Here is a 25948-nt window from a genome sequence, read left to right on the forward strand (position 1 = left end):
GAAGCAGCCAGCGCCCGGCAGGAGTTTCCTCGTACGGCCAGCGCGCCGGGAGTTGGAAGACGGCTCCGCGCGCGATCTCTTCCGGATGTTGGCTGAGCAGGGTCCCCTTCAGGGCCGACTTGCCGTCGAGCAGTCCGCCCGGCGTGCCTGACGCGGTTGAGGCCTTATCCGGAGGTGAGCCGGGCGCCAAGAACAGGTCCGTTGACCAGATCGTCGTGCGGCAACCCGAGACCCAAGCCTTCCCCGAGACGGAGGAAGAGGCCCAGACAACCCAAGGGGCCGTAGTCGCCGGTGTCCGGGCTCGCACCGTGGGCCCGCAGTTCGGAGTCGAAGCGTGACGGTTCGGCTCCGAAGCGACCAGCCGGCCGGAGACCGCTGTACGAATCGAATGCGGAGACCAATCGGCCACCCTCGGCATACCAGAACTCCACTCGGCCGTTGGCGTAGTGCAGGACGACAGCAGCAGTTCCCCGGGAAACACTGCCGATCAGTCCGACATCCTCAGTACACCGCCCACTGGCATGCTCCCAGGCCCATGCCCAGTCGCCGTACCTGCCGGCGCTGACCGGACAGGTGTCGAGTTCGTCGGGGCCCTCGAACTCCCCGCGGAGATCATCCTGGCTCCGGACGGCCAGGGTCGCGGGATCGGCACCCATCCGTTCCAGAAGCTGCCGAGCCGTAAGGCCCCGCGCGAACGTGAGACTCAACAACGGCAGGTCTCTCCCATACATCCAGCCCAAACCTGTCATCGACTCTCCTCGACCTGATCGAACTACGCCGCGGCCCGGCCACGGCAGTCTGCGCCCCCGCGCGTGGACATGGCCACAGAACTCCACGGACTGCGCCGACCCAACGGAGTTACGGTGACCGCGCAGCAGCCGGGCCAAGTGCTCGGCCGTGGATCGCTTCACATCGAGCACCACGGTGTATGCGCCACAGATCGACACGTGAGACCCCTTGGCCAGGATGATCGGCCGCAAGATCGTTCCTGTCCGGGACCGTACAACTGCTCACAGTCGAGCGCTATATGAGCCGCAGCATCCGACACAGCGATAACAGTGGGCGACTTCTGTTCACCGGGAACGGATCACCTGTTTACTGGCAACGGCTCACTGGCCCGTGTGAAAGGACTGAGGACCGCTCGTGGACGTGGAGAGTATGGCGGAGAGTACGGCGACACGGTTGGTACGCCGATTCGGCCCGCAGGTTGCCGAATGGTGTGCTGACGCGCCCGATCTCATTGCCCGGCTGACGTCCCAGTGGGGACTTTCACTCGCAGAGCCCCTCCCTGACGGAGCTCCGTCGGTCGCGTTGCGGTGCCGGTGGCCCGACGGCACTCCCGCGGTGCTGAAGATCAGTCCGGAGCGGGCGCTCATGGCCGAGCAGGCCTGAATGCTGGAGTGGTTCGCCGCCTCGGGTCGGGTGCCTTCCGTGCTGGCTGTCGATGAGGAGGCGGGGGCGATGGTGTCGGAGGAGATCATGCCCGTGACGCAGGCCGGGGACTTGCCCGCTCCGCCGCTCCCGGGGCAGTGGTCGGAGCTGCTCGCCGCCCTGCACGAGGTCACGCCGCCCGCGGTGCCGACGCGAGTGCTGCGCGGCCGCTGCGAGGAGGCTTTCGCCCGGGTCGGCAGGCGGCTGTCCGAGCCTGCGATCGGTGCGCGAATAAACCTCAGCGCGTGGGACAGGGCCATTGAGCGGTGCGAGCGGCTGCTGGACACGGAAGCGACGACTCCTTCCCGGGGTAATCGGTGAGGTCCGGCTGCACTGAGGCCGTTCCGGTCTAAACACGTGCCGTTGGATCCGGTCTCCACCGTACAGCCGGCCCACGGCCGCAACCTCGGATCGTGTGCCGGTCGGGATGCCCCGTCCGGATGCGAGGCACCGAACCTCCGCAAGTCCCCCTGGCCGGAAAGCCCGGCTACGCGCTGCCGTCGATCCGGCGCACACGAAACCAGTTGACGGGGTCGGCAGAATGCCTGTCATGGGTACAGATATCAGCGGCTTCATCGAGTACCGCGAGCCACAGGCTGATCAGCAGCCGATCTGGCACGCCGCAAACGACCTCAACTCGCTGTGCGAGGAAGGTGGCTACGATGCGTTCGGTTGTCTTTTCGGCGTCCGCAACTACGCGAACTTCCGCCCCCTGGCCGCATGCCGGGGTCTGCCTGCCGGCATCTCGACGACCGTGAGTGCACGGCTTGCGCAGCTGTCCGAGTGGTACGGCGAGGATGGACTGCACAGCACCACATGGATCACCTGGGCGGAGGTGAAAGCGGCCGACTGGGATGAGCTTGCGGAGAGGCCTGACAGTCGACTCCACGAGTATCGCCGGTTTTCCAACGAGTTCAGGATGACGGGCAAAGCGTCTTGGAATCCTGAATTCGCTGAGGCTGTCGGTCTCGAAAGAGGCGAATGCCGGGAATGGCCCGAAGGAAGTGAGTGGCTCATCGGAGACACGCTCTACAGGTCAGTCACCATGCGCCGCAGAGAAGCCGTCACCGAAAGCGGTGAGTGGCAACCTGTCTGGGAGACCATGAGGGCACTCGCGGCACAGCACGGCGACGACAACGTGCGCCTCGTCGTCTGGTTCGACGACTGAGAGGCCGTTGAACCTCCTTACGGTGTGGTGCACGACTGAGGTCGCAAGGTGCCGGTCTGGCGGTTCGGTTGTTGGGCCATCATCACACGGCTGTGCGGTCAGAGGCAGGGCCGGCGATCGCGAGAAGAGCGATCGCGAGATGAGTTTCGTCGTGGTACGCGCGACGTCCGATGTGCCGCTGAAGGGCCCGCCACTGCTTGTGCTCGGCATGGGCATGCTCCACGCGGATCTGCTCTGAAGACTGCGGCTTGCGGCCTGTTCCCACGCGCCGGCCTCCGCGGCAAGGGCCTCCCTTCCGGGCTTCTTCGGCGGTGCCTGGACCTGCTCGGGAATTTTTCTGGCCGGGCCCCGGTGTCCGGCGTTGACTTTCGCCTTGACCGTGGGATGCCGCTCAAACAGGTTGCCGATCCCCTCGGTATTCATCACCGTCCGATCGTGCATACGGCCGGGCCGGATCGCCTCCGTCCACAGAATACGACCCCTCGCGTCGGTGATGACGTTGGCCTTCTTAGTGTTCTGCCGCACCTCTGCCGGAGACGAAGGCCCGGCGGTCTGAATGGCGTCACTCGGGTGCCGTACCCGCTCCTCGGTGGCGTCGAGCCGCGGCTCGACGCCCGCGCGTAGGCGTGGGCGAAGACATCGGCCATCGTACGCAGCCGCAATCCGGTCTCGCCGAAGACCGTGAAGCCGCACACGGCCAGCAGTGGGCGGATCTCATGGACAGCGCGGGTGATGGCGGAACGGCCGACGCCGCAGAGGACGGCCAGAGCCGCACGTGGGAGCTGGATCCGCAGGACCACCAGCGCGGCGATCGCCCGGTCGACGGATATGAGTTGATGGCCAGGCCCGCCTCCTTCGGCCCGCAGGCGGTCGCGACCTCGGCGTTCACGCGGCCGGGACTTCTGCCGTGCCGTCCACGCGACAGCCAACTCGACGATCAGCGAACCGAGTTGCTTCCTCGGGATGCCGGTGCGGACGAGGTGCGAAGGCGCCGTACGGACCAAGACGGGCGTCACGATCCCCTCAACCTGTACGGCTCCCCTCGCGCCATGACCAGGCACGGCCTTCATTTGGACAGGCCGGGACCGGTTGCAGCCCTTCACCACCGGAATTCACCGTCGTAGAGGCGTCGGTGCCACCATTCGCCGTGCCACCGCAGGCGCCGGTAGGCGTGTGGGTCGGGCAGGGTCCGGCGGCTAAACTCTGCGTCCAAACGCGCTACCACCCGCCCAAGTTCGGCGCGGGACGGCTGTGGAAGCGAACGCAAGGCCTCTTGCAGAATGTCCCGGGCGTTCGCCGCGTCGACGAGGGAGGACTCGGGATGAGGAGAGGCCGGGAAGTGCAAGTCCAGGTATCGGCCGGGCTGTCGAAGAAACGCCTGGTAGTGCCTGAGCGCAGACTCCACCGACCCATCCCACAAGCCGTCCCACAGACCGGCCCAGGAATCACCGTGATCACGCTCCGCGCGCTGGATCTCGGCGCAGGTGCGCTCGGACAATCCGGGGATTCGATAGGTCCAAGGGCTCCAGACGGGCGGGTCCGGATCTTCGGCGCGAAGCGCGCCAGGCCGTCTACGCGGCATGAGCCTTTCGATTGGTCATCATGCCCGCGATCATGCCGGACGGCCTGACAGCCCGCAAGGGCCCGCAGGCCCTCAACATCTCCCGGCGAACTCGCAGCATCCATCGTCCCGGATTGCGCTCAGCAAAATCCTGCTTGTCGAACAGAGTCGAACGGGACTGCCATGCGCAACAGCACACACCCCACCCTGCTGCGGACCTCTGACGTCATCCACGCAGGGCAGAGAACCGCCGCCGCTGTCGTGCACGCCGCAGTGAGTTGGAGATGTGATCGATCTGAAGCGTGTCGCAGAAGTCCGGTGCTGGGCAGGCGACGCCGGGTTCTGGTGTCGTGTGGATCATGCGGCCAGGGCGTGGTCGTGCAGGGTGGCGACGGCTTGGACTGCGTGGTGGAGGCTGTTCCGCGTTGTCGGGTGCCTCGCCCGGCAGGAGTGGGCGGCCAGGGCGTTTGCGGTGAAGGACGATGAGGCCGGTGTCGATGTAGGCGCCGTGCCGAGCACGGCGACGCGCGCTCGAAGAACTGGCGGGCGTTGGCCCATCACCTCCTCCGCCGAGAACACATGGACGACACCGTCCAACCCGTCGCCGGCCTACTGTCCCAGCACCGGTCCGCAGACCGCATTTCTGCTCGGACGTCAGCACCGGGGCCCCGCGCACCCTTTCGACCTCCCACCGCCAACCGCGCACGGGCTCGTTAAAGGGGTTGCCAGGAGCTGAAGGGCCTATTCGGCCCGCCCGTAGACGGCTTCCAGGACGGATGAAATCGGCACACGGATGGACAACTGACCTGGTCGAGGGTGGTCGGAATCGAGCTATATCGCCCTCCTCGCACCTTTTACTTTCGCTCTTTCGTGGGCAACGGATGCCGCATGCAGCCGACTTGACCCGCGTGCAGTGGGCGTTGACCGAACCACTGGTGACGAGGAAGCAGGGTGCGGGGTCGCGGTCGGCGACCCAGCCCCAGGCTCCTGCGATCCATGCGATCCCTCCCTGGCTGGAGGGGTGGTGGTTGTTTTCGGCCATTGGTGTGGGTTGTGTTCTAAACCATACATCCGTTTTGTTAGCGTGTTTGTTCTGTGTTGGTTGGTTGGTGGCGATCTCTCGGAGCGGCAGTATGGCGATGCAGGACCGTGCGGTTCGCACGCGTCGGGAGTTGATTCGTTCGGCGGCGGAGGCTTTCGGGCGGCAGGGTTTTGCTACGTCGTCGTTGTCGGAGATCAGTAGTGGGGCGGGGGTGAGTGCGGGTGCGTTGAATTTTCATTTTCGTAGTAAGAGGGAGTTGGGGGAGGCGGTGGAGGCGGCGGCGGTGGGGGTGTTGCGGTGTGTTGTGGGGTGTGTTTCTTCGGGGCGGTCGTTGCCGTTGCAGGTGTTGGTTGATGGGACGCATTTGTTGGTGCGGGGGTTGGAGGAGGATGTGGTGTTGCGTGCGGGGTTCGGGCTGGGGAGTGATGCGACGTGGAATGTGGGGTCGGGGGCGGTGTTGTGGCTGGAGTGGCGGAGTTGGGTGAGGGGGGTGTTGGTGGCGGCGGGGGGTGAGGGGAATCTGGCGGCGGGTGTGGTGGTGGAGGATGCGGATGCTGCGGTGACTGCGGCGGTGGTGGGGTTTGAGGTGCTGGCGCGTGGTGATGCGCGGTGGCGTTCGCGTGGTGCGGTGACGCGTTTTTGGGATCTGATGCTGCCGGGGTTGTCGTCGGAGGCGGTCAGGGCGGAGCTGGTGGCGGCGGGGGTGGTGGTGCCGGCCTGGGGGGAGGGTTGTGCGGGGGTGGGGGGTGTGTCGGGTGGTCCGGGTGGTTGAGAAACCGATCGAATGGTTTTTTGTTCGGGGTTCTGTGTGGGTGGTTGGGCGTTTTTCAGTCAGGTTTGTGTTGGCGGGCGGGCTCGGGGTGGGTGCGGGGTGTGCTGTCCGTGTGGTGCCGGGGTTCTGGAGGGTTTCGCTCCGGTTGTCTGGTGCTGTGGCGGGGGTGGTTGTTTCGTCTGGCCGTCCGCGGCGCTGTTTCCCTGTCGCTGGCGCTGGGCGGTGACCGCAGTCTGTGCGAGTTCGTGGATGCTGGCGCGCCGCTGGGGTCGGGTATCGGCGGGAAGGCGGTCCTGCTGGGGGGCGGGGGGAGCCGGGTCTTCGTCGAGCAGGTACGGCTGACCGCTCTGGAGCGACGGCCGGAGTAGGTTCACTCCACCGCGAATCTGTTCGGACTCCCGGTCTTCTGTCGCTGCGGCATCGGTACCATCGGCGCCTGGGGGTCCGGCGCCTGGGGGTCCGGCGCCTGGGGGTCCGGCGCCTGGGGGTCCGGCGCCCGGGGGTCCGGCGCCCGGGGGTCCGGCGCCCGGGGGTTCTGGGCCTGGGGGGACTGTGGGCGCGCATCATGGTGATGAAGTGGGTGATCGCCGGGGGTCACGGGGTTTTCCTCTGATGTATTACTGGTGGGTGATACCGGACTCTGGCCGGCCGTTTTTCGAGGTACTGGCCGGTGTGGGCCGAGCTGTCGTCTGGGGCGTGTTTCGAAAGTTCCGCCTGCTCGGCGGCGTCTGGTACTTCCTCGGGCTCTCGGCTTCGCTCGAGCGGGGGAGGCCCCTTTCCTCGCCGCGTTGTCGGGGTCGCCCCGGTGTATCCGGTATCGGGGCGGCCCTCCGCCGTGTGATCGCACGTGCCGGACGCCGCTGCGCCGGCCCTCCGGGCGGAGGGCGCTGCTTTCGAAACGCGCCCTGGTGGGGAGGCGGGCCGGTGGTATGTCGGCGGGTCGGAGCTCTCCAGCAGTTCATGGCAGGCCTGGTGCTGTTCCTGGAGTGCGTTCCGCGGAATGTGCACGACTGGGTGGGTGTCCGGATGAGGGCCGGTGAGGAGGCGGTCGAGCGGGCCTGTGTTGTGGTCGGGGGCGAGGTGGAAGCCGGAATGGCGTTCATGGACGTTTGTGGGCTTGTGTTCTTCGACGTCCGCTTCGGGAGCATTTTCACCGATGGTGACCGGCTCTTGTTCACCGGCTAGGGCCTCGTGGTGTCCTCACGCTTCGGTCTCGTACGGGGCGAGGCGGGCTTCTTCGGCCGGCACCGCACCTGCGGCGAGTGCTACGCCGTTACCCACCTGGTGAACTGGCCGGCCGTGGCTCTCTGCGGGTACACACCGGAAGAACGCAAGGCGTTTGTGCATACGTGCGGCCAAGGGGGCCCCGTGCAGGGGCCCCGTGCAGGGGGTTTCCGCGTTGATCGCGTCGCTCCTTGTGTGTTGCGCACCGGTTGCCGTGGTGATGGGTAGCTTCTGTCGCGAGTTTCTGCAGGAGAGCCGAGCGGCTTCCTGTCCGCTGGCAACGGTTTGTGGGATGGAGCGGCGTGCGTGATCGTCTGGACCCGGTCTCAGGCGGGTGGTGGACCGGCCGTCGGGTGGTTTCCGGAGCGGGCCGCGGTCGGGGAGTCTGATCAGTTTCCCCGTGGCGGTTCCTGCTCGGCCCGGGCGCTGACGTCCACTTTCAGCAGCTTGCCGGCCTGCCGGGCCGTGACCGGTCCGCGGCCTGCCGTGCGGCGGCGAGCATGCGCTGGTGGTCCGGCGGGAGCAGGCTCTCCTCCACATCAAGGGTGCGGTGCGGGATCAGCATGACCGCCCGTCCGCCCACCTCTGTGGGCGCCGGCGGGGCCGAGACGGGCTCCTGAGCGGTCTGTTCGCTCACCCGGCTCCGCGCCGTCATGGCCGGGCGGGGAGGGCGAGGTGGTGTTGCGGGATGTTTTTGCTGCTGACGGCTGGGTCGGGTAGGGGGCGTGGTTTTTTGGTGTTGCCGGCGGGGGGGTGCCCCTATGGGTTTGGTCAAGCGCCACGATCCATACTGGGCATTGAATGTCTCGGGGGGATTGATGAGCGGGTGGGCAGGGCTTGGTTGGAATCTGGTCTTTGGGGCCGCCACTTTGCTGGTGGCGTTCAACTGCCGAGATGTTGCATGGCGGATCCACGGCTTCATGGCGAACACGGTGGGGATCAACCGGCTCCTGACGCCGACGTTGGTCAGGGTAACTTGTGGTGTTCTGGCCACCGTTTCGATAGTGGACGTCGCGGTTGTTCTCGCCCGGTCCTGAGTGGCTGACGAGGGCGCGCAGGTATCTCACGCGGTCGTGGTCGCTCGGGCTTCATAGAAGGTGCCGTCGCGGAGCATGGCGAAGAGGACGTCGGCCCGGCGTCGGGCGAGGCAGAGCAGAGCCTGGGTGTGGTGCTTGCCCTGGCCGATCTTCTTGTCGTAGTAGGCCCGGGATGCCGGGTCGCCGAGGGCTGCGAAGGCGGAGAGGAAGAAGGCCCGTTTGAGCTGTTTGTTTCCTCTTCGGGATGGCTGTTCGCCTCGGATCGAGGAGCCTGAGTTGCGGGTTGCTGGGGCGAGTCCTGCGTAGGCGGCGAGGTGGGCGGCGGAGGGGAAGCTGCTGCCGTCGCCGACTTCGATGAGGATCCTGGCTCCGGTCCTGATCCCGACTCCCGGCATCGAGATCAGGACCTGGGAAAGAGGGGGGGCCTCCAGCAGTTCCTCGATCCGCCCGGCCAGGAGTTTGCGCTGGTCGAGGACGGCGGCGAGCGAGCCGGCCAGGCTCGGGACGATGAGTGCGGCCGCTTCGGTGCCGGGAACCACCACGGTCTGCTCGTCCAGCGCGGTGAATATGTCCTCGACCAGGCGTTCGGCCATCCGCGGTGCCTTCGGCCGCAGCAGCGTGATCAGCCGTCGGCGGCCTGCCTTGCGGATCTGGGCCGGTGACCCGAATCGTTCCAGCAGGGCCAGGACGGCCGGGTGTTGCAACCGCGGGCCCAGCACCCGCTCCAGGGACGGGTGGATCTGGGTGAGCAGGCCGTGGAGCCGGTTCGCGACGCGGGTGGCCTCACCGGTCAGGTCGTCGTCGAAGCCGACGATCATCTCCAGCTCGGCGATCGTCTCGTCTGCGAGGTCGACCGAGCGCAGGGTGTGAGGCATCGCGCGGGCGGCGTCGGCGATGATGAACGCGTCCTTCGCGTCGGTCTTGGCCTCGCCGGGGTAGAGGTCGGCGATCCGCCGCATCGTCAGGCCGGGCAGGTAGGCGACGGGGCAGCCCATGTCCCGGGCGACCGCGAGCGGCAGGGCTCCGATCGAGGCCGGCTGGTCGACCACGACCAGCACCGTCCCGTGCTTGGCCTGGAGTTTCGCGAACAGCTCGCGGAGCTTGGGCTCGGTGTTGGGCAGGCGTTTGTCGAACGCCTTCTTCCCGGCCGGGGTGACGGCGGTGGCGTGGTGTTCGCCCTTGCCGACGTCCAGGCCGAGGAAGACGTCGATGTCGCCGGTCTCGATCACGTGCATCCTCCGGTCGTGCTTCTGCCCGGCCTCGTCCACGGCACCGATCGCCACATCCACATTACGAAGAGCCTCCCGACCTGCGAAGAGTCGGTGGTCATGCCTCTAATCAGCGGTCAGTCAGTGCCTCCGGGCCCGGTGACACCACCCCCCGGATCATGGTTAACAAGGGGGGGGAAGTCATGCCGGGCCCGGAGGCCGGTAGCCCCGTTGCGGGGCCACCAAAAAGGTAATGGGGGGGCTGGGCGGTGTGGTTGTTGTCGTGGTGCCTGGTTTCGGCTGGTAGGACTGCTCCGACCGTCTGGCTGCACTGGTCCGTCCGCTGTTCGGCCGCTCCGAGGGGCTGTTCTGTCTGGTCGGGCGCCCAGGGGTTGTGTCCCGTCGCGGTCACGAGGTGTTCCCGTACGGGTGGCGGGCCTGGGCGCCCGGCGGCCTCGGGTGCGGCGACGGGGCGATCGCCGTGGCGGTTCCTGGCCGCCTCTGGTCCGGTCCCCGGATCGTCGGGTCGGGGCCGGCCGTCTCGGGAGGGCCGGCGGTTGTGATGGTGGCGCCGATGAACTGCGGGCCGTGGGCACGGTCAAGGCGCGTGAGGTGCTGTGCGGGGTCCTGGTCCTGCGGGGGCGGGCGGACGGGGCGATCGCCGTCCATCCCGTGGTGGCGGAACAGCGCGTTGCCGAGTTGAGGCCCAGGTCTGTCCCTGGGGGCGGGTGCGGGTATTCCGTGGAGCCGCCCTTGTGGGGATTGCTCTTGGTTTCGCACCGGCATCAGGAGTGGGGCGTGGGTGACTGCTACTTCGCGGGGCTGGGCGGTGTTGGCGTGGCGGGTGGCGTTGTCGCGTCACTGCTCGAGGCGGGTGAAGGGCCGTTGCGTGGTGTGGCGTCGCTTGTGGGTCTGCTTGTTGAAAGGGGGCGGGCGGCTTTCCTGGCTGCCGTGCCGGTGGCGGGTCCGGGCCTGGTCGGCGCGTTCGGGGGCGGTGTGTCCGGTGCCGCGCCGTCGGAGCCGGGCTCGGACGGGCTTGGAGCTGCGGTCCTTGTCGCTGGAGAGGTGACCGGGCCGGACGCGCGGCCGTCCGGGCCCGGGCCGTGGTACAGGTATCGGCTCCATCACGGTGGTGAACCGGGTGCGGTCGTTGGTATGGCGGCCCGTGGCGGCCCGTGGCGGCCCGTGGCGGCCCGTGACGGCCCGTGGCGGGCGGGTGGCCGCGGCCGTCACGGGTCGGATGGATCTTGCTGGTCGCCCCGCATCGCGGCCCGGCGCCGGGCCGTGATGCCCTCTCTTTTTTCGGGTCCCGGCGGCATGCTGGTGGGCCCGGACGGTGCTGGAGTGGGGCCGGGGCCTGCCGGTCGGTGTTTCCGGCGGTGTCTGTTCGCACGGCCACGGTTGATCACGCCGTGTGACCGGCCGGCGGGGCTTGTGGCGGGCCTGTGGGTTTCCCGTCGCGGACAGCGGGGGCCCGGTGGCGGGTGTCCCGTCCTCGGGGTGCCGGGGCCGGGCCCGGGGGTGCGCCATTTTCTGGCGGAGGGCGGGGGTGGTGGTGGGTGTGTCAGCGGTAGGTGCCGGTGAGTTTGGTGTGGAAGGCGGTTCTGCCGTTCTGGGTGCCGGTGATCAGGAGGGTGGTTTCGGTGGTGCTGGGGGGAGGGGTGGGCTGGGCTTCGATCCAGCACGGTGTGTCGAATTCGACGTACCGGTCGAAGGAGGTGAGGACTTCGGTGGGGTGGAAGGCGGCGGGGGTGCCGGTGGCGTGTGCTGCTTGCAGGGCTGCTTCGATCAGGACGAGTCCGGGGACGTGGTCGACCGGGTGGTCGTAGAGGAGGGTGTTGGCGGTGTCGTTGCGCAGTTGCCAGCAGTGGGGGGTCGCGGTGGGTGCGAGGAGTACGTCGGTGGGGGCGGTGTGGCCGACGGTGGGGGGCGGCACGGGGCTGGGGACGTCCCACTGTGCCCAGTCGACCGTGTGGTGGTCGCCGCGGAGCCGCCGGTAGGCGGGCGGGGACACCCAGCCGAATGACGAGTCGGCGTGGAAGAGGGTGATGCCGTCCTGGAGGATCTGGATGTCCAGGGTCAGTGCGGTGGTCGCTCTGCCCTTCTGCTTCTTCCCTGTCGCCCTGACCTCGACGGTCAGCGGCAGGGGGCGGCCCCGGGGGGCGCGGAAGCCGGGTGCGGCACGGTAGTTGAAGGTGTAGAGCAGGGTCTGGTGGGTCAGCGGGGCGCCGTACTCGGCGTGGGCGACGACCAGTCCGGCCTGCCGGATGGTCTGGGTGACCAGGCGTGCGTCGTAGGCGCTGCCGCCGGTGGGTGCGGGCCACAGGGCGGTGAGGCGGAACGCGTCGGGCTCCCGCCGGGCCCAGCTTCCTATGAGGACCCTGTCCTGGTGGCGCAGGTGCGCGTACTCCTTGGGTGCCACGGGTCCTGGGCCCTCGGTGCCGGTATGCGGCGGAGTCAGGCAGGAAGTTGTTTCGGACATGATCGGTCCCCCCGAGATGCGACAACTTGATGCAGGAGTTGCGCTGTTAGAATACCGATCCACCGGTCTTTTTCAACCGTAGGTAAAGGCCAGGTCAAGTATGGGGAATCAGTTGGCGAGACAGGAACGTGCAGTCCGGACGCGCAGAGTCTTCCTGGAAGCGGCCGCGGAAGTCTTCAACGAGTTCGGTTACGGGGCGGCGTCCATTTCCATGATCCTTGAGCGGTCCCAACTCACCCGGGGAGCGCTGTACTTCCATTTCACGTCGAAGGAGGAGCTGGCGCGGGGCGTGCTGGCCGAGGCGGTGACGACGGACGGTGTCGCCCCGCAGGCGCTCAAGGTCCAGGAGTGGATCGACGCCGCGCTCGTCCTGGCGCACCGCCTGCCCGGCGAGCCGCTGCTCAGCGCCTCGGTCAGGCTGTCCGTCGATCCCCGGGCCAGGGATCTCTTCGGCACTCCCTGGCCGGGATGGACCGAGCTGGGGACGCGGCTGCTCACCGAGGCGAAGCAGCGCGGCGAGCTGCAGGTGCACGTCGAACCCCGGGTGACGGCCCGGCTGTTCGTGGGGGCGTGGACCGGTGTGCAGATGGTGTCCGAAGCGCTGCCCGAGCGCCCGGGCCTGTCGGCCGAGATATCGGAGCTCTTCCACCTCGTCCTGCCGAACCTGGTGACTCCGGGGGTGCTGGCGAAGCTGGACCTGTCGCCGTACAGGGCCGAGCGCCTGCTGGCGGACTTCCGGGCGGCCGACGGCTGACGCAGGGCCCGGGCGGGGTGTTGGATCGGGGCGGTTCTTCCGTGCACCTGGGACAGAGGTGCACGGAAGAACCGCCCCGAGGCTTTTCCGCCCGCTCCGCTCCCGTTCTCCTCCTGTCCTTTGGGAAGCGTAAGCAGCGTGTTAAATAACAGTCGGTATGTTTACCGCCCCCGGGATGCCCTGGATGACCGCCTCCGCCGCGGTGTAACCCTTCACGACCTGCGGATACTTCTGCACAACCGCGGACGGGCCGTGTGCGCGACGGGTCCCGGATCGAGAAAAGACCTACTCAAAAAACCGATTGAGTGGTTTATTTGTGCTGGGCGGCAGGTCACGCTCGCAAGCAACGGGGGATGGGTGATGAGGATGGGTGCGCGCGAACGCAGGCCGCCCGGGCGCGAGGTCGCACGAGCTCCCGGCCCGGCGCCGCGGCCGCTCTTCGCCCCGCCGGGCGGCGGCACGCGGCCGCAGGCGCGGCGGTACGCGGCGGCGGGGCCGGGCGCTCCGGGCCGCGGCGCCCTGCGGAACACGGCCGCCGGGGCACGTGCCGCCGCCGGGCTCCCGCCCGGGCCCGCGATCGCGGGTGCCGCAGGGGCGGACACGGCCCGGACCGCCCGTCAGCTCCCCCCGGACACCCGGGAGTCCGCCGCCCCGGCCTGCCCCCCGGCCCGCCCGGGAACCGGCAGCTTCGTACGGCCCCGGTACGGGGGGAGTCACCGCGGTGCCGGGCGGGCGGCGGCCGCCGCGCCCCCGCCGCGCCCCCCGGCCCGGGCGGGCGCGCCGCACACACCGGCCGCCGCGGCACCGCCCTCACGTGCGGCGCCGCACGCCCCGCACACGCCGTTCGTGACGCATACGCCGCACGTGGCGGGGGCGCCGGGGTGTCTGCCCCGCGGTCCGCGGAGCCGGAGGGCGGAGTCGACGGCCGGACGGCCGGCGGGGGAGGGCGGTGGCCCCGGTCTGCGGCCGGCCGGCGCCACGGGCCTCCCGCCGGCCGGCCCGCCGCGGCAGGCCCGCCCTCCGGGCACCGCCGCACGGGACCTCACCCCCGCACCCACCCCCGCACCCGCACCCACCCCCGCACCCACCCCCGCACCCGCACCTGCGCCCACCCCGGCATCTACCCCTGCGCCCACCCCCGCGCTCGCCCCTGTGCCCACCCCGGCACCCGCGCCTGTTCCGGCACCCGCGCCCACCCCGGCACCCGCGCCTGTTCCGGCGTCCGCCTCTGTGTCCGGCCCGGTGTCCGATCGGGTGCGGGGGTGCGGGACTTCGAGGGGTGTTCCCTCGGCGGCCGGCGGTGCCGCGCCGCGCCGTGATCCCTCGCCCGTGTCACGGCTGTGCTCGCGAAGGGGGAGTGCCGGCCGGGGCGGGCGCGGTCCCTGGCGGGCGGGCCGGTGACGTCAGCCACAGAAACATACCTACCGATCGGTACCCTGGCATGGTTGAGCACTGCCACCAGGTTGCCCGCGGAAGTCGTTCGCCGTGCCCCACGTCACGTTGGGTTACGCACTACACGGGCGCCTGAGCCCCGGAACAGGAGTGTGTGCAGTGCAGTTCAACCTCATCGGTCCGTTCGAAATCGTCGCCGATGACGGCAGGCGGTATGCGCCCAACGCGCCGAAGATCTCCCGGATGCTCGCGCTGCTCGCGCTCCAGCCGCGCGAGGCCGTCGCGACGGACCTGCTGATCCAGGAACTGTGGGGGCAGAGCCCGCCGCGCAGCGCGCTCAGAACGCTGCAGACGCACGTCTACCACGCACGCCGGATGTTCGAGGACGAACAGGTGACGTCGCCGGGCCGGAACCTGCTGGTCACCAAGGCGCCCGGGTACGAGGCCCGGGTCGGCGACGACGAGGTCGACGTCAGCACCTTCGAGCAGTACGTCAGACGCGCCCGCTGGGAGGTCGACCAGGGCCGGCTGGAGTGCGCGGGCGACCACTTGAACCGCGCCCTGGCCCTGTGGCGCGGACCCGTACTGAGCAGCGTCCCGTTCGGGACCGTGCTCGCGGGCCGGATCGCCCGGGTCGAGGAGCTCCGCATCCGCGCCCTGGAAATGCGCATCGAGGTGGAGAGCGGACTCGGCAGGCGGCGTGAGCTGCTGCCCGACCTGCGCTCCCTGGTCGAGGAGTTCCCGCTCCACGAGTGGTTCCACGGCCAGCTCATCACCGGGCTCTACCACGCCGGCCGCAGGGCCGAGGCGCTGCAGGCCTACCGGAACCTCTACCAGATCCTCAAGAGCGAGCTGGGACTCGAACCCTCGTCCGACCTGCGCAGGATCCAGTCCGAGATCCTCAACGCCACCGGGCGCGACGAGCCGTTGCGGCTGCGCCGCAGGGACCAGGGGCAGGAGCTGCGCTCATCGGTCGCGTCCCTGCCCGCCCGGCTCCCGTCCGCCTACGCGAGCTGACCGGCACGAAAGCCGGTCCGCGTCGCTCTCGGCCGCACGGCGCGCGGCTCCGGGCCCGGACTGCCGCACCAGCTCCCCGGAGGCCGGCGGGCGGTGCCGTGGGCGGCCTGGACGGTCAGCTCGCGCAGACGGACGCCGCCGGCCCCGCCGCGCCGTCGCGTACACCTCGGCACCGACGAGGTGCCGCACCGCAGGTCGGGGACCCGGGCGGGCCACGACCCTCCCGGCCGCAGCCACGGCCGCAGCCACAGTGGCTGCGGCGGCTGCGGCCACGGCGGCTGCTGCGGCGACGGTGCTGGTCGCGGCGACGGTGTTGGACGCGGCGGTGGTCACGGCGGTGCCGGGGGCGGCGGCTGCTGCCCGGCACAGGCCCGGGCGCCACCGCCGGGCATCCTCGCGCACGGGACACCGGTCCGGTCATCGCAGGGCCCGCGTCCATGGGTCTGACCGTCAGCAGCCCGCTGTGCGGGGACCGTACTCGCCGCAGGTCCGCTCACACCACCGCCCGGTGTCCCGGTCCCGGTCTGCGCGCAAACCACCGATCTGCGCTCAGCGCCGCCCGATTTGATCCGGTCCGGTCCGGTCGGGTCCGGTCCGGTCCGGTCGTGGACACCGTGCGGAACCGCGTGTCGGGGCCGGGCACCCTGGCGCCGGCTCCGTCGAGCCCGGCCGCGCGGTGAGGGACAACGTCTGCCGCGCCCTCGCCGCAAACGCCCCCGCCCGGCCTCGTACCGGCGGTGCGGCGGGCCCGTGGGGCGGCGGCGCCGGTTCCCGGAGAACTCCTCGCGCCCGGGCTGCCGCCGTGCGCCGGATCGCCGAGCAGACCACCGGCCCGCCCGGCCCGGCCCCCCGCCCGGCCCGCCTGGCCAGGGTGAGTTCCCGCGGCCGGTCCAGCAGCCCGGTGTACGCGGCGTACGGGCCCTTTGTGTGCGTGTCGAGGGCGGTCGGCCCTCCTCGTACCTGTTACGAGGGCGGGTCGGCCCGCTCGACAGCTCCCGAGGAACTCGGGGCCGTCGCAAGGCGCGTCGCGTCGCGGAGGATACCCGGGGGAGCCCGCAGATCATCAGCGCGCGAACGGGTGCGCGAACACCCCGACCGGACCGTTTTCCCGGCCCTGCCGCTCCCTCGCGGTCAAGTGCTCCGCAGCGGTCTCCCGCCTCGGGTTCACCGGGCGCCGGGCGCCGGGAGGTGCAGGAGCGTGTACCGGGAGGTGAGGCGGGAGCCGGCGGGGCCGCCGCGGATCACCGGGCCGGCCGGTGTGTCCGTCGTGGTTCCTCATCCAGGTCATCGGCCCCGCTCTCCGTGCGGCTTCGCCCCGGGCCGGGCAACGTTCCGTGGGAAGGGCGAGGGGGCCGGTTCACGTCTGTTGTTCTTCCGGCTCGGCGCGGGGGCGATTACTCGGTGATGGCCGGCCGGTTACGGAGGACCTGCCACGCGACGACCGGACGATGCCCCGTCGATTACCCGAGGATTGCCGGACGGTGCCGGCCGGTTGCTCCAGGGCGGCACCACCGGTGACGATGCCGCCGCACGGGGGTCTGGGTGTGCGCCTGGGCGGTTTCCCCGGCGGCCCCTGACCCGGCGGCCCCTGACCCTGCGGAGCCGCCGGGGGAGGCACGGTCGCGGCCGATGCCTGTGTTCATGCCGAGCCGGGCCGTGGTGCCCCCGGCCGGTGCCGGCCCGATGCGGCCGGTCGAGGTCCTGAGCCTCACGTCCCCGAAGCCCCCCGTGCGGAGGAACGTCCGTGATCGGTACGCCGGCCCGCACATCCGGCCCGGAGGGGAGCCCGGTCTGATCCCGGTCGGGCCGCCCCGCACCGGGACACGGAGTGCACCTTGCCCCGGCCGGCCGGCGGACCGGGGTGCGCCGCTGGTCATGGCCACCTCGGTCCGCCGGCCGGCCCGTACGCCCGCCCCCGGCCCGAAGCGGTGCGCGGTGGCGTGCGGTGTGCCGGTGGCGCCATCGCCGGATTCGCACGGGCGGCGGAGGTGATGCGGGCCCGGGGCATTGTCTGTCCACCGCGCGGGACGGTGATCGGGGAACGGGAACACCGCCGCCCCGCCCTGCCTTGCGTTCCGGGCCGGACGGAGCGGAGGAGGCCCGCGAGATGACCGCACGCGAACGGCCAGGGCCCGCCGGCCGCCGGGGGCGGCCCCACAGCGCCCCCGGCGGCGCGCTCCTTACCGGCGAACAGCGGCTGCCGGCACGGGTGTTCCCCGGCAGCCGCACCGGGCCCGTCCCCGCACCGGGCCCGTCCCCGCACCGGGCCCGTCCCCGCACCGGGCCCGGTGCGGGCCCTGGCACGGCAGGCCTCCGCGGGCATCGGTGTCCCCGCTGCGCCGGTTCTGCCGGACCGGCGGGCCGCCCCGTGTGCGGGCGGCCGGTGCCGTGGGCGCGGTGACCCACCTCGACGGCGACCGTGCCGCGGCCGTGGTCCACAGCCGGTGTCCCGGCCGCGGCCGGCACCGACACCGGCCCCGGCGTCCCGGCCGGTGCGGCAGGGGCACGGCACCTGATGACCGTATCCGGGGAAGCGGGCCGTTCCGGCGGTGCCGGAAGCGATCCGGCCCCGGTACCGCCGGAAGCGACCCGGCCCGGTTCCGTGCCGTGGCGCCCCCCGGAGGCTGCGTGGGCGGGGTGGGAGCCCGGTCCTTGTCCCAGGTTTGTGTGGGCTTGGAGCAGGGCCCTGCACCATGGAGAGGGGGATCCCGGTCGCCAGGGCGCTATCGGCCCGGCGTGCACCAGCCGGAGGCCGGGTCCATTACTCGGGTACGCAGGTATCGAGTTGGGGGTGCGATGCAGTTCCGAATGCTGGGGCCGATGCAGGTCGTGGACGATGGACGAGCGGTGGGTCTGGGGGGCACCAAACAGCGGGCCACGCTCGGTTTCCTGCTGCTCCAGGCCAACAAGGTCGTGGCCACCAGCCAGTTACTGAACGCGCTGTGGGGGGTGGACGACGCCCCCACCACCGCGCGCAAGATTCTGCAGAACGCGGTCTACGGACTGCGCGGCGTACTGGCGTCGGCGGACACCGCCCGCGGCCCCCGGGGAGGGACCGCGGCGACACTGCTCACCCAGCCGCCCGGCTACATGATGCGCGTGGACCCCGGGCAGGTGGACCTGCACCTGTTCCACACCTGGGTCGCCCAGGGGCGTGAGCAACTGGCCAGGGGAGCGGCCGAGCCGGCGTCCGTGCTGCTGCGCGACGCGCTGACGCTGTGGCGCGGGCCCGCCCTGGCCGACCTGGTGGAGGCCGGGATCCAGTGGCCCGAGCTGGCCGCCGTCCAGAACACCCGGCTGGATGCCATGGAGGACTACTTCGACGCGCAGCTCGCCTGCGGGCGCCACCACGCGGTCCTGTCCGAGCTGGAGGCGATGGTGCAGGCCGAGCCGCTGCGCGAGCGGTCGTGCGGTCAGCTGATGCTCGCGCTGTACCGGTGCGGACGGCAGGCGGACGCGCTCCACCTGTACAGCAGGGTACGGGCCGTCCTGGTCGAGAACCTGGGGCTCGAACCCGGCCGCGGGCTGCAGCAGCTCCAGCAGGCGATCCTCGCCCAGGACCCCGCTCTGTCCCTGACCCGCGCGCAGATGTACGCACCGCTGACGACCGCGGCCGCCGAGGCCCCGCAGCCCGGTGCGACTCCCGCGGTCACCACGCCCGCCGCCCCCACTCCTGCCGCAACCACCACCACCGCCGCAACCACCACCACCGCCGCAACCACCACCACCGCCGCAACCACCACCACCGCGGCCTCCGCCTCCGCGGCCTCCGCCTCCGCCTCCGCCGCCTTCGCCGCGGCGCGGGAGCCCCGTGCCGCCTCCAACCGCCGCCGTGCCGCCGTCGTCTCCATACGCACCCGGCTCGCTCCGTCCATCACCGACGGACCCGCCCAGGAACTCGACGACCTGCTGGACGGCATCACCCAGCTGGTCCGGGGGCAGGTGGAGCGGTTCGGCGGGACCCTGACCGCCTCGATCGGATCCGTCTCCCTCGCCCTGTTCGGCCTCGACGACCCCCGCGACGACGACGCCGCACAGGCCGTCCTCGCCGCGCTGGCGATCCGCGAGGTGCTCGACGTGTGCACGGGGCCGGGCTCCGACACGGCTCAGCTGACCGTGCACGCCGCCGTGACCATGGGGGACGTGCTGCTGCGCCGCAGGGGAACGGCCGACGCCCCGACCGTGGCCGGCGCCGTGCTCGACGAGTGCCAGACGCTGCTCGCCGACGCGCCGGCGGGCGAGGTACGGGTCAGCGAAACGGTCCGCAGGGCCAGCGAGCACACCGTCCTGTACCGGTGCGCCGACGCGGCCTCCGGCAGCTGGCAGGCGCTGGGCGTCCGCGGGAAGGAGCGGCCGGGGGAGGAGACGGGCGGCGACGCGTACGAACTCGACATCCTGCGCGGCCTCTTGAAGCGTACGCAGGCCAGGGGCGTGCCCCACCTGGTGACCGTCCTCGGACAGGGCGGCACGGGCAAGAGCCGGCTGCTGCGCGACTTCGAGCGCTGGGTCGCACGGCGGCCGGGCGAGCCCCGGATCCTCCTGGGACAGGTCTCGCCGCAGGGGGAGGACTCCCCGCTGACCGTCCTGGCGCAGATCCTCGTGGGCTACTGCGGCATCGGACAGACGGACGACCGGGCGACGGCACAGGCCGCGCTCAGCCGTACCGTGCGCAGGCTGTTCCCCTCCGAACGGACAGCGGAGCAACTGCTGTCCCAGTTGCGGCCCCTCCTGGCCTCCCACACCTCCCAAACCTCCCGCACCTCCCCTGCTTCCTCTGCTTCCTCTGTTTCTTCCGCGGTCCGTGTCCCCCTCACCGCGCCCATGCTGGACGCCTGGGGCCAGTTCCTCCAGGAGGCGGCGCAGCACGAGCTCCTGGTGCTGTGCGTCGACGGCCTGCACCGTGCCGACGACCTGGTGCTGAACACCTTCGGGGAGATCGCCGAGGCCTCGGCAGCGGGGGCGCTCTTCGTGGTCGCGGCCGCCAGGCCCGAGCTGCTGATGCGCCGTCCGAACTGGGCGGGGGGCAAGAGCCATGCCACCACGGTCACCCTGGACAGGCCGGAGCGCGTCACCAACGAACAGCTCGTGGAGTTCCTGCTGTCCGCCGCGCGCAGCGAGGGCACACGGACGGTGACGTAGGACAGCCCGCCGGATTCCCGCCGGTGCGTCCCGTGCCGTCGCGGTGTACGCAGCAGGGGCCGTGCGGGTGGCCGTGCGGGTGCCGCGCCGTCAGGGGCCTGCCGGCTGCGGCGGGGTGGACGGCCGGTCCTTGCACGAGGTTTGTGTGGGCTTGGACCGCGTTCCTGCACGATGGTGAAAGATCTTGGCCGGTAGTGGCTGGCACTGTTTGGGGGAGCAATGCAGTTTCGGATTCTTGGTCCGCTGGAAGTCCAGGTCGACGGCATTCCGGTGAATCTGGGAGGTGCCAAGCAACGGGCCACTCTCGGGTTCCTGCTGCTGCAGATCAACCGTGTGGTGGCGGTCAGCGAACTCCAGGACGCGCTGTGGGCGTTCGACGAAGCGCCGCCCACGGCGCGGAAGGTGCTGCAGAACGCGGTGTGGGGGCTGCGGGGGCTGTTCCCGCCGGACGGCCGTTCGCCGGACACGGAGATGCTGGTCACCCAGGCCCCCGGCTACATGCTGCGCGTCGCTCCCGAGCAGGTCGATCTGCACCGGTTCCACCGCAAGGTCGAGGAGGGCAGGGCGCGGCTGGGGGCGGGTGCGCCGGAGCAGGCCGCCCGGCTGCTCGGGGACGCGCTGGCCCTGTGGCGCGGGCCCGCGCTGGCGGACCTGGTGGAGACCGGGATCGTCTGGCCGGGGCTCACCGGGGTGCAGAACGCCAAGCTCGACGTGATGGAGGACTACTTCGAGGCGCAGCTGGCGTGCGGGCGCCACTACGAAGTGCTCGCCGACCTCGGCGCGATGGTCGCGGCCGAGCCCTTCCGGGAACGGTCCTGCGGTCAGCTCGTGATCGCTCTGTACCGTTGCGGACGGCAGGTCGAGGCCCTGGACGCGTACAGCCGTCTGCGGTCCGTCCTGGCCAGGGACCTGGGTCTGGAGCCGAGCCGTGAACTGCAGTCCCTGCAGCGGGCCATCCTCACCCACGATCCGGCGCTCACCCCCGAGGAACTGCCGAAGCCCGCCGAACCGCGCATGGAGGTACGCGTCGAGCCGCGCATGGAGGCACGCGCCGAACCACGCGCCGAACCGCACACGGAGCCGCGCGTCGAGACGTCTGTGCGCCGTGCCGGGGCGATGGGCGCCGGCCCGCGCGACACCGCCCAGGCCGTGCCGTCCGTGCCGTCCGTGCCGTCCGCCCAGGCCGTGCCGTCCGTGCCGTCCGCCCAGGCCGTGCCGTCCGCCCAGGCCGTGCCGTCGGCGAGGGTGCCGAAGCCGCGTGCCGGGGCGGAACGGCAGTACATGAGCCTGCTTCTGATACGCAGTCATTTCGGTGACGGGTCGCAGAGGCTGGACCTCGCCGAGATCGACGATGCCCTGGAAGGTGTCGCCGCCACGGTCCAGGGCGAGGTCCAGGACCGCGGCGGCGCCCTCGCCCTGGCCATCGGGCCGCTGTCGCTGGCGGTCTTCGGCCTCGGCGGCGCCCAGGACTGCGAGCAGCGTGCGGTGCGGGCGGCGCTGGCCGTACGCGACCGCGTCATCGCCGCGGCGGAGCGTGCCGGCCGGGAGTCGGCCCGGGCGCCGCGCCCCAGTCTCAGCCTCGCCGTGGTCACCGGGGAAGCGCTGGTGCGGGACGACGCCGGTGCACCGCCCTCCGTGTTCGGGGCGCTGGTGGAGCGGTGCCAGTCGCTGCTCTCGAACGCGCAGGGCGGGGAGATCCTGGTCTGCGACCGCACGCGCCGGGCGACCGATGCCACGGTCGCCTACCGGCCGGCCGGCGGCCCGTCGGACGACTGGCGGGTCGAGGGAATACACGGTGTGCGCGACCGTTCCACGGAGCTTTCCGTGGCGGGCCACGGGCTCGAACTCGATGCGGTCCAGAGCTTGATGGGCTGGACGTGGCGTCGCAGGACGACGCACCTGATCACGGTCCTGGGGAGCCCCGGCGTCGGCAAGACCCGGTTCCTGGAGCAGTTCCGGGCGGGCTGGGCGGGGCGTCCCGAACCGGTGAAGTGGCTGATGCCCCGTATCCCGGCGTTTCCCGGCGACGATGCGATGCCGGTGCTGCGGAGCGTGGTGTCCGCCCTGTGCGGCATCTCGCCGGACGATTCCCCTGCGGCCGCGTTCGGCAGACTGACGGCAGCCCTGCACCGCTGGAGCGACTCCGAGCCGGAGCGCCAGTGGCTGGGTGCCCGGCTGGCCGTCATGTTCGGGCTGAAGAGCGCGGACGGCTCCGGCTCCGGCCCGCGCGACGCGCTGGAGGCCTGCGAGAAGTTCCTCACGAACGTGGCCGCCCGCCAGCCTCTCGTCCTGGTCATGGATGACGTGCACCGCGCGCACGGCGACGTGCTCGACTTCATCGAGGGGCTGGCCGACCTGTCCGCTCCCGTACCGCTGTTCGTGATCGTGGCGGGCCGTCCCGAGCTGCTCGAGCGGCGGCCCGGCTGGGGCGGCGGGAAGCGGCGTACGACGACGGTCACGCTCGCGCCCGCCGTCCCGGCCCCGGCCGACTGGGTGCCGGACATCCCGGCCGGGCGGCCCGCGCAGCCTCTGCGGCCGCTCCAGCCCCTGGCGTCCGTCGGGGCGGTGCACTCCCTGCGGAAGCGGGTCGTCCCCGCGGGAGTCTCCTGCGCGCAGGGACCGGGAGGCGGCCGGGACGGCTTCGAGGACTGCCCGGAGACGGCCGGCGGGAACCCGGCGGCCGGGTGAGGCGCCTGGCGGTCACCGGCCGGTAACCGGGCCTCCGCGAGGCCGTGCGCCCCGGCCGTGACCGTGCGGTGGACGCGCAGTAGGGCCAGGTCAATACCGTGGTGCTGCCTCCATGGAATTCATCTGCCTGTCGACTGTGCGGGCGTCAGGAGAGACGCATGCGAATACGCAGCAGAGGCCCGAGAACGAGCTCGCAGACATCCTCGCGCGGGACGGCGCCGCCGGCCGGAGGCGAGATCAGCCCCGGGATCGAGGTGCTGGCGCGCTTCACCGCGGGCGCGATCGGCTCCCTCACCGGCCCCGGCCCCGGCCTTGACCTCGACCCCGGCCCGGATCCCGGCCCCGGCCCGGATCCCGGCCCCGGTTCCGCGCCCCGTGATCACCAACGGGGCGACCGCGATGACGCACGCGGCCCCGGGACATCACCGATGGAGGAAACCCGATGACCGTCATCGACACACCGCCGCCGCAGCAGCAGGCGGCACCCCGGGCCGAACCGCGCACGCCCACCTCACGCCAACGCCTCTTCGAACTCCACGAGTTGCGCGAGGGAGTCCGGCAGGGCCCCGATCCGAAGGCCACCGAGCGCCAGCACGCCAAGGGCAAGCTCACCGCCCGGGAACGCATCGAGCTGCTGCTCGACAGCGATTCCTTCCAGGAAGTGCAGCCGCTGCGCCGCCACAGGGCCACCGGTTTCGGACTGGAGGACAAGCGCCCGCACGGCGACGGCGTGGTCACCGGCTGGGGCACCGTCCACGACCGCACCGTCTTCGTGTACGCGCACGACTTCCGGATCTTCGGCGGGGCGCTGGGCGAGGCCCATGCCGCCAAGATCCACAAGATCATGGACATGGCGCTCGCCGCCGGGGCGCCGCTGGTCAGTCTCAACGACGGCGCAGGAGCCCGTATCCAGGAAGGCGTCACGGCGCTCGCCGGCTACGGCGGGATCTTCCAGCGCAACACCCGGGCGTCCGGTGTCATCCCGCAGATCAGCGTGATACTCGGCCCGTGCGCGGGCGGCGCGGCCTACAGCCCCGCCCTGACCGACTTCGTGTTCATGGTCCGTGAGACCTCGCAGATGTTCATCACCGGACCCGACGTCGTGAAGGCGGTCACCGGCGAGGAGATCACCCAGAACGGCCTCGGCGGCGCGGACGTGCACGCCGGGACGTCGGGCGTCGCCCACTTCGTCCACGACGACGAGGCCACCTGCCTGCAAGAGGTCCGCTACCTGCTGTCGATGTTGCCGTCGAACAACCGGGAGATGCCTCCCCGCGCCCCCGCGACGGACGCACCCGGCCGCCGCACCGGCAGGCTCCTGGACCTGGTGCCCGCCGAGCCCTCCCGGCCCTACGACGTCCGCGAGGTCATCGCGGAGATCGCCGACGACGGGGAGCTCTTCGAGGTCCACGGGGCATGGGCCGCGAACGTGGTGTGCGCGCTCGTCCGGCTCGACGGCCACGTCGCCGGGGTGATCGCCAACCAGCCGATCGCCACGGCGGGCGTCCTCGACATCCACGCGAGTGAGAAGGCGGCCCGGTTCATCCAGTTCTGCGACGCGTTCAACATCGCGCTGGTGACCCTCGTGGACGTGCCCGGCTTCCTGCCCGGCACCGACCAGGAACACGGCGGCATCATCCGGCACGGCGCGAAGCTGCTCTACGCGTACTGCAACGCCACCGTGCCCCGCGTCTCGGTGATCCTGCGCAAGGCCTACGGCGGCGCGTACATCGTCATGGACTCCTGCTCCATCGGCGCCGACGTCACCTACGCCTGGCCCACCAACGAGATCGCGGTGATGGGCGCCGAGGGCGCGGCCAACGTCATCTTCCGCCGCCGGATCGCCGCGGCCGACGACCCCGAGGACATGCGCGCCCGCATGGTCAAGGAGTACAAGGCCGAGCTGATGCACCCCTACTACGCCGCCGAGCGCGGCCTGATCGACGACGTCATCGACCCGGCGGAGACCAGGACCGTGCTGATCGGCGCGCTCGCCATGCTCCGCTCCAAGCACGCCGACCTGCCCTCCCGCAAGCACGGCAACCCCCCGGTGTGAGCGAAACGAAAGAGAGCTGAAGTCATGCACGAGGACGTCAACGGCACCTGGCTGCGCCGGTTCGGGCCGGCGCTGGAGCACGGTGTGCGGCTGATCTGCTTCCCCCACGCGGGCGGAGCGGCCAGCGCCTATGTGTCCCTGGCCCGCGCCCTCGCCCCCGACGTCGAAGTGCTGGCCGTGCAGTACCCGGGCCGTCAGGACCGCCGCCACGAGGCCCCCGTCGAGGACGTCGACCGCCTGGCCGGCCTCGTCGCCCGGGCACTGCCCGCCGAATCCGGCCGCCCCTACGCCCTGTTCGGGCACAGCATGGGCACCGTCGTCGCGTACGAGAGCGCCCTGCGGCTGGCCCGCGACGGGCGCCCGGGGCCGCTGCGCTTCTTCGCCTCGGGCCGCGGCGCGCCGTCGCTGGGCCCCGGGCCCAGCGACGGCCTGCGCGGTGACGCGGCCCTGACCGCCGAGATCAGGCGGCTCGGCGGCAGCGGCGGCGTGCTCGAGGACCCGGAGCTGATGGCCATGGTGCTGCCCGCACTGCGCTCCGACTACCGTGCCCTGGGCGGCTACTCCTGGGCGGCGGGCCCGCCGCTGCACTGCCCCGTCAGCGTCCTGATCGGCGACGCCGACCCCCTCGTCACCCCCGGTGAGGCCCGCACCTGGCTCGACCACGCGGCCGCCGGGACGAACGGCACGGGCTCCACCACGCGGGTCTTCGCCGGCGGCCACTTCTACATCGACGGCCGTGTGACGGAGGTGGCCGCGGCGATCCGCGAGGATCTGCGCCGCGACCTCGACCGGGCGAGCGGGACGGCGGCCGCCGCACGCCCGGTCTGACCGGGCCGCGACCAGAGGGTGCAAGCGCCCGGCCGGGGCTCCCCGGCCGGGCGCTTCGCGTGGACGGCTGCGTGGACGGCTGCCGTAGGGGGATACCGGGGGAGAGGGGCGGACGGGCGGGGCCGCCCGCGCGTGGTGCGCGGGCGGCC

General features: G+C 71.3%; 17 protein-coding genes and 1 pseudogene. 13 read left to right on the plus strand and 5 right to left on the minus strand.

The window, feature by feature from the left end; genetic code table 11:
- Nucleotides 1-164: 164 nt before the first annotated feature.
- Nucleotides 165-749: a DUF6461 domain-containing protein gene (locus ACIRJT_RS30985; RefSeq protein WP_403915627.1), complete on the minus strand. Its 585-nt coding sequence runs from the start codon at nt 747-749 to the stop codon at nt 165-167.
- A gap of 682 nt (nt 750-1431) precedes the next feature.
- On the opposite strand from ACIRJT_RS30985, the gene ACIRJT_RS30990 reads away from it, so the two are divergent.
- The 3 genes from ACIRJT_RS30990 (at nt 1432) to ACIRJT_RS31000 (ending at nt 3723) form a co-directional block, all read left to right on the plus strand.
- Complete coding sequence (locus tag ACIRJT_RS30990; RefSeq protein ID WP_403915630.1) at nt 1432-1752, plus strand: hypothetical protein; 321 nt, start codon at nt 1432-1434, stop codon at nt 1750-1752.
- A 229-nt stretch (nt 1753-1981) separates the two neighbouring features.
- Complete coding sequence (locus tag ACIRJT_RS30995) at nt 1982-2599, plus strand: hypothetical protein (RefSeq protein WP_403915633.1); 618 nt, start codon at nt 1982-1984, stop codon at nt 2597-2599.
- Nucleotides 2600-3225: 626 nt separating this feature from the next.
- Nucleotides 3226-3723, plus strand: a complete 498-nt coding sequence (locus ACIRJT_RS31000) for a hypothetical protein (protein WP_403915636.1) — start codon at nt 3226-3228, stop codon at nt 3721-3723.
- A gap of 794 nt (nt 3724-4517) precedes the next feature.
- Here ACIRJT_RS31000 and ACIRJT_RS31005 read toward each other — a convergent pair.
- Nucleotides 4518-4668 (minus strand): annotated as a pseudogene (locus ACIRJT_RS31005) (IS5/IS1182 family transposase); the annotation flags it as partial.
- A gap of 625 nt (nt 4669-5293) precedes the next feature.
- On the opposite strand from ACIRJT_RS31005, the gene ACIRJT_RS31010 reads away from it, so the two are divergent.
- The 3 genes from ACIRJT_RS31010 (at nt 5294) to ACIRJT_RS31020 (ending at nt 7159) form a co-directional block, all read left to right on the plus strand.
- The gene (locus tag ACIRJT_RS31010; RefSeq protein WP_403915639.1) at nt 5294-5974 is read left to right on the plus strand and encodes a ScbR family autoregulator-binding transcription factor; all 681 of its coding nucleotides are present in this window, start codon (nt 5294-5296) and stop codon (nt 5972-5974) included.
- A 170-nt stretch (nt 5975-6144) separates the two neighbouring features.
- Nucleotides 6145-6342, plus strand: coding sequence for a hypothetical protein (locus ACIRJT_RS31015; protein ID WP_403915642.1), 198 nt, complete (start codon nt 6145-6147; stop codon nt 6340-6342).
- A 592-nt stretch (nt 6343-6934) separates the two neighbouring features.
- The gene (locus tag ACIRJT_RS31020) at nt 6935-7159 is read left to right on the plus strand and encodes a hypothetical protein (protein ID WP_403915644.1); all 225 of its coding nucleotides are present in this window, start codon (nt 6935-6937) and stop codon (nt 7157-7159) included.
- Nucleotides 7160-7637: 478 nt separating this feature from the next.
- On the opposite strand, the gene ACIRJT_RS31025 is transcribed toward ACIRJT_RS31020, so the two are convergent.
- Entirely contained in the window at nt 7638-7835 is a 198-nt protein-coding gene (locus ACIRJT_RS31025) for a hypothetical protein (protein WP_403915647.1), read from the minus strand.
- 124 nt (nt 7836-7959) lie between these two features.
- Here ACIRJT_RS31025 and ACIRJT_RS31030 point away from each other — a divergent pair, with 124 nt between their 5' ends.
- On the plus strand, nt 7960-8235 hold the full coding sequence (locus ACIRJT_RS31030; RefSeq protein WP_403915649.1) for a hypothetical protein: 276 nt from the start codon (nt 7960-7962) through the stop codon (nt 8233-8235).
- A gap of 26 nt (nt 8236-8261) precedes the next feature.
- Here the strand turns inward: ACIRJT_RS31030 and ACIRJT_RS31035 are convergent, their stop codons facing one another.
- Nucleotides 8262-9470 (minus strand): IS110 family transposase, encoded by a 1209-nt coding sequence (locus tag ACIRJT_RS31035; RefSeq protein ID WP_403915686.1) that lies wholly within the window; start codon nt 9468-9470, stop codon nt 8262-8264.
- Nucleotides 9471-11007: 1537 nt separating this feature from the next.
- Nucleotides 11008-11865 (minus strand): ScbA/BarX family gamma-butyrolactone biosynthesis protein, encoded by an 858-nt coding sequence (locus ACIRJT_RS31040; RefSeq protein WP_403915651.1) that lies wholly within the window; start codon nt 11863-11865, stop codon nt 11008-11010.
- A 172-nt stretch (nt 11866-12037) separates the two neighbouring features.
- Between ACIRJT_RS31040 and ACIRJT_RS31045 the strand changes: the two genes are divergently transcribed.
- The 6 genes from ACIRJT_RS31045 to ACIRJT_RS31070 all read left to right on the plus strand — a co-directional run bounded on the left by ACIRJT_RS31045 (nt 12038) and on the right by ACIRJT_RS31070 (nt 25799).
- Nucleotides 12038-12679, plus strand: a complete 642-nt coding sequence (locus tag ACIRJT_RS31045) for a ScbR family autoregulator-binding transcription factor (RefSeq protein WP_403915654.1) — start codon at nt 12038-12040, stop codon at nt 12677-12679.
- A gap of 1551 nt (nt 12680-14230) precedes the next feature.
- On the plus strand, nt 14231-15088 hold the full coding sequence (locus tag ACIRJT_RS31050) for a BTAD domain-containing putative transcriptional regulator (protein ID WP_403915657.1): 858 nt from the start codon (nt 14231-14233) through the stop codon (nt 15086-15088).
- Nucleotides 15089-17917: 2829 nt separating this feature from the next.
- Entirely contained in the window at nt 17918-20227 is a 2310-nt protein-coding gene (locus ACIRJT_RS31055) for a BTAD domain-containing putative transcriptional regulator (protein WP_403915660.1), read from the plus strand.
- A gap of 219 nt (nt 20228-20446) precedes the next feature.
- On the plus strand, nt 20447-22915 hold the full coding sequence (locus tag ACIRJT_RS31060; RefSeq protein ID WP_403915662.1) for a BTAD domain-containing putative transcriptional regulator: 2469 nt from the start codon (nt 20447-20449) through the stop codon (nt 22913-22915).
- A 442-nt stretch (nt 22916-23357) separates the two neighbouring features.
- Complete coding sequence (locus ACIRJT_RS31065) at nt 23358-24971, plus strand: acyl-CoA carboxylase subunit beta (RefSeq protein WP_403915665.1); 1614 nt, start codon at nt 23358-23360, stop codon at nt 24969-24971.
- 24 nt (nt 24972-24995) lie between these two features.
- A complete protein-coding gene (locus ACIRJT_RS31070; RefSeq protein ID WP_403915667.1) occupies nt 24996-25799 on the plus strand; it encodes a thioesterase II family protein in 804 nt (267 codons plus the stop codon).
- Nucleotides 25800-25948: the final 149 nt, after the last annotated feature.

This window comes from Streptomyces sp. NPDC102283 (assembly GCF_044766265.1).
In the GTDB taxonomy this organism is placed as follows: Bacteria; Actinomycetota; Actinomycetes; order Streptomycetales; family Streptomycetaceae; genus Streptomyces.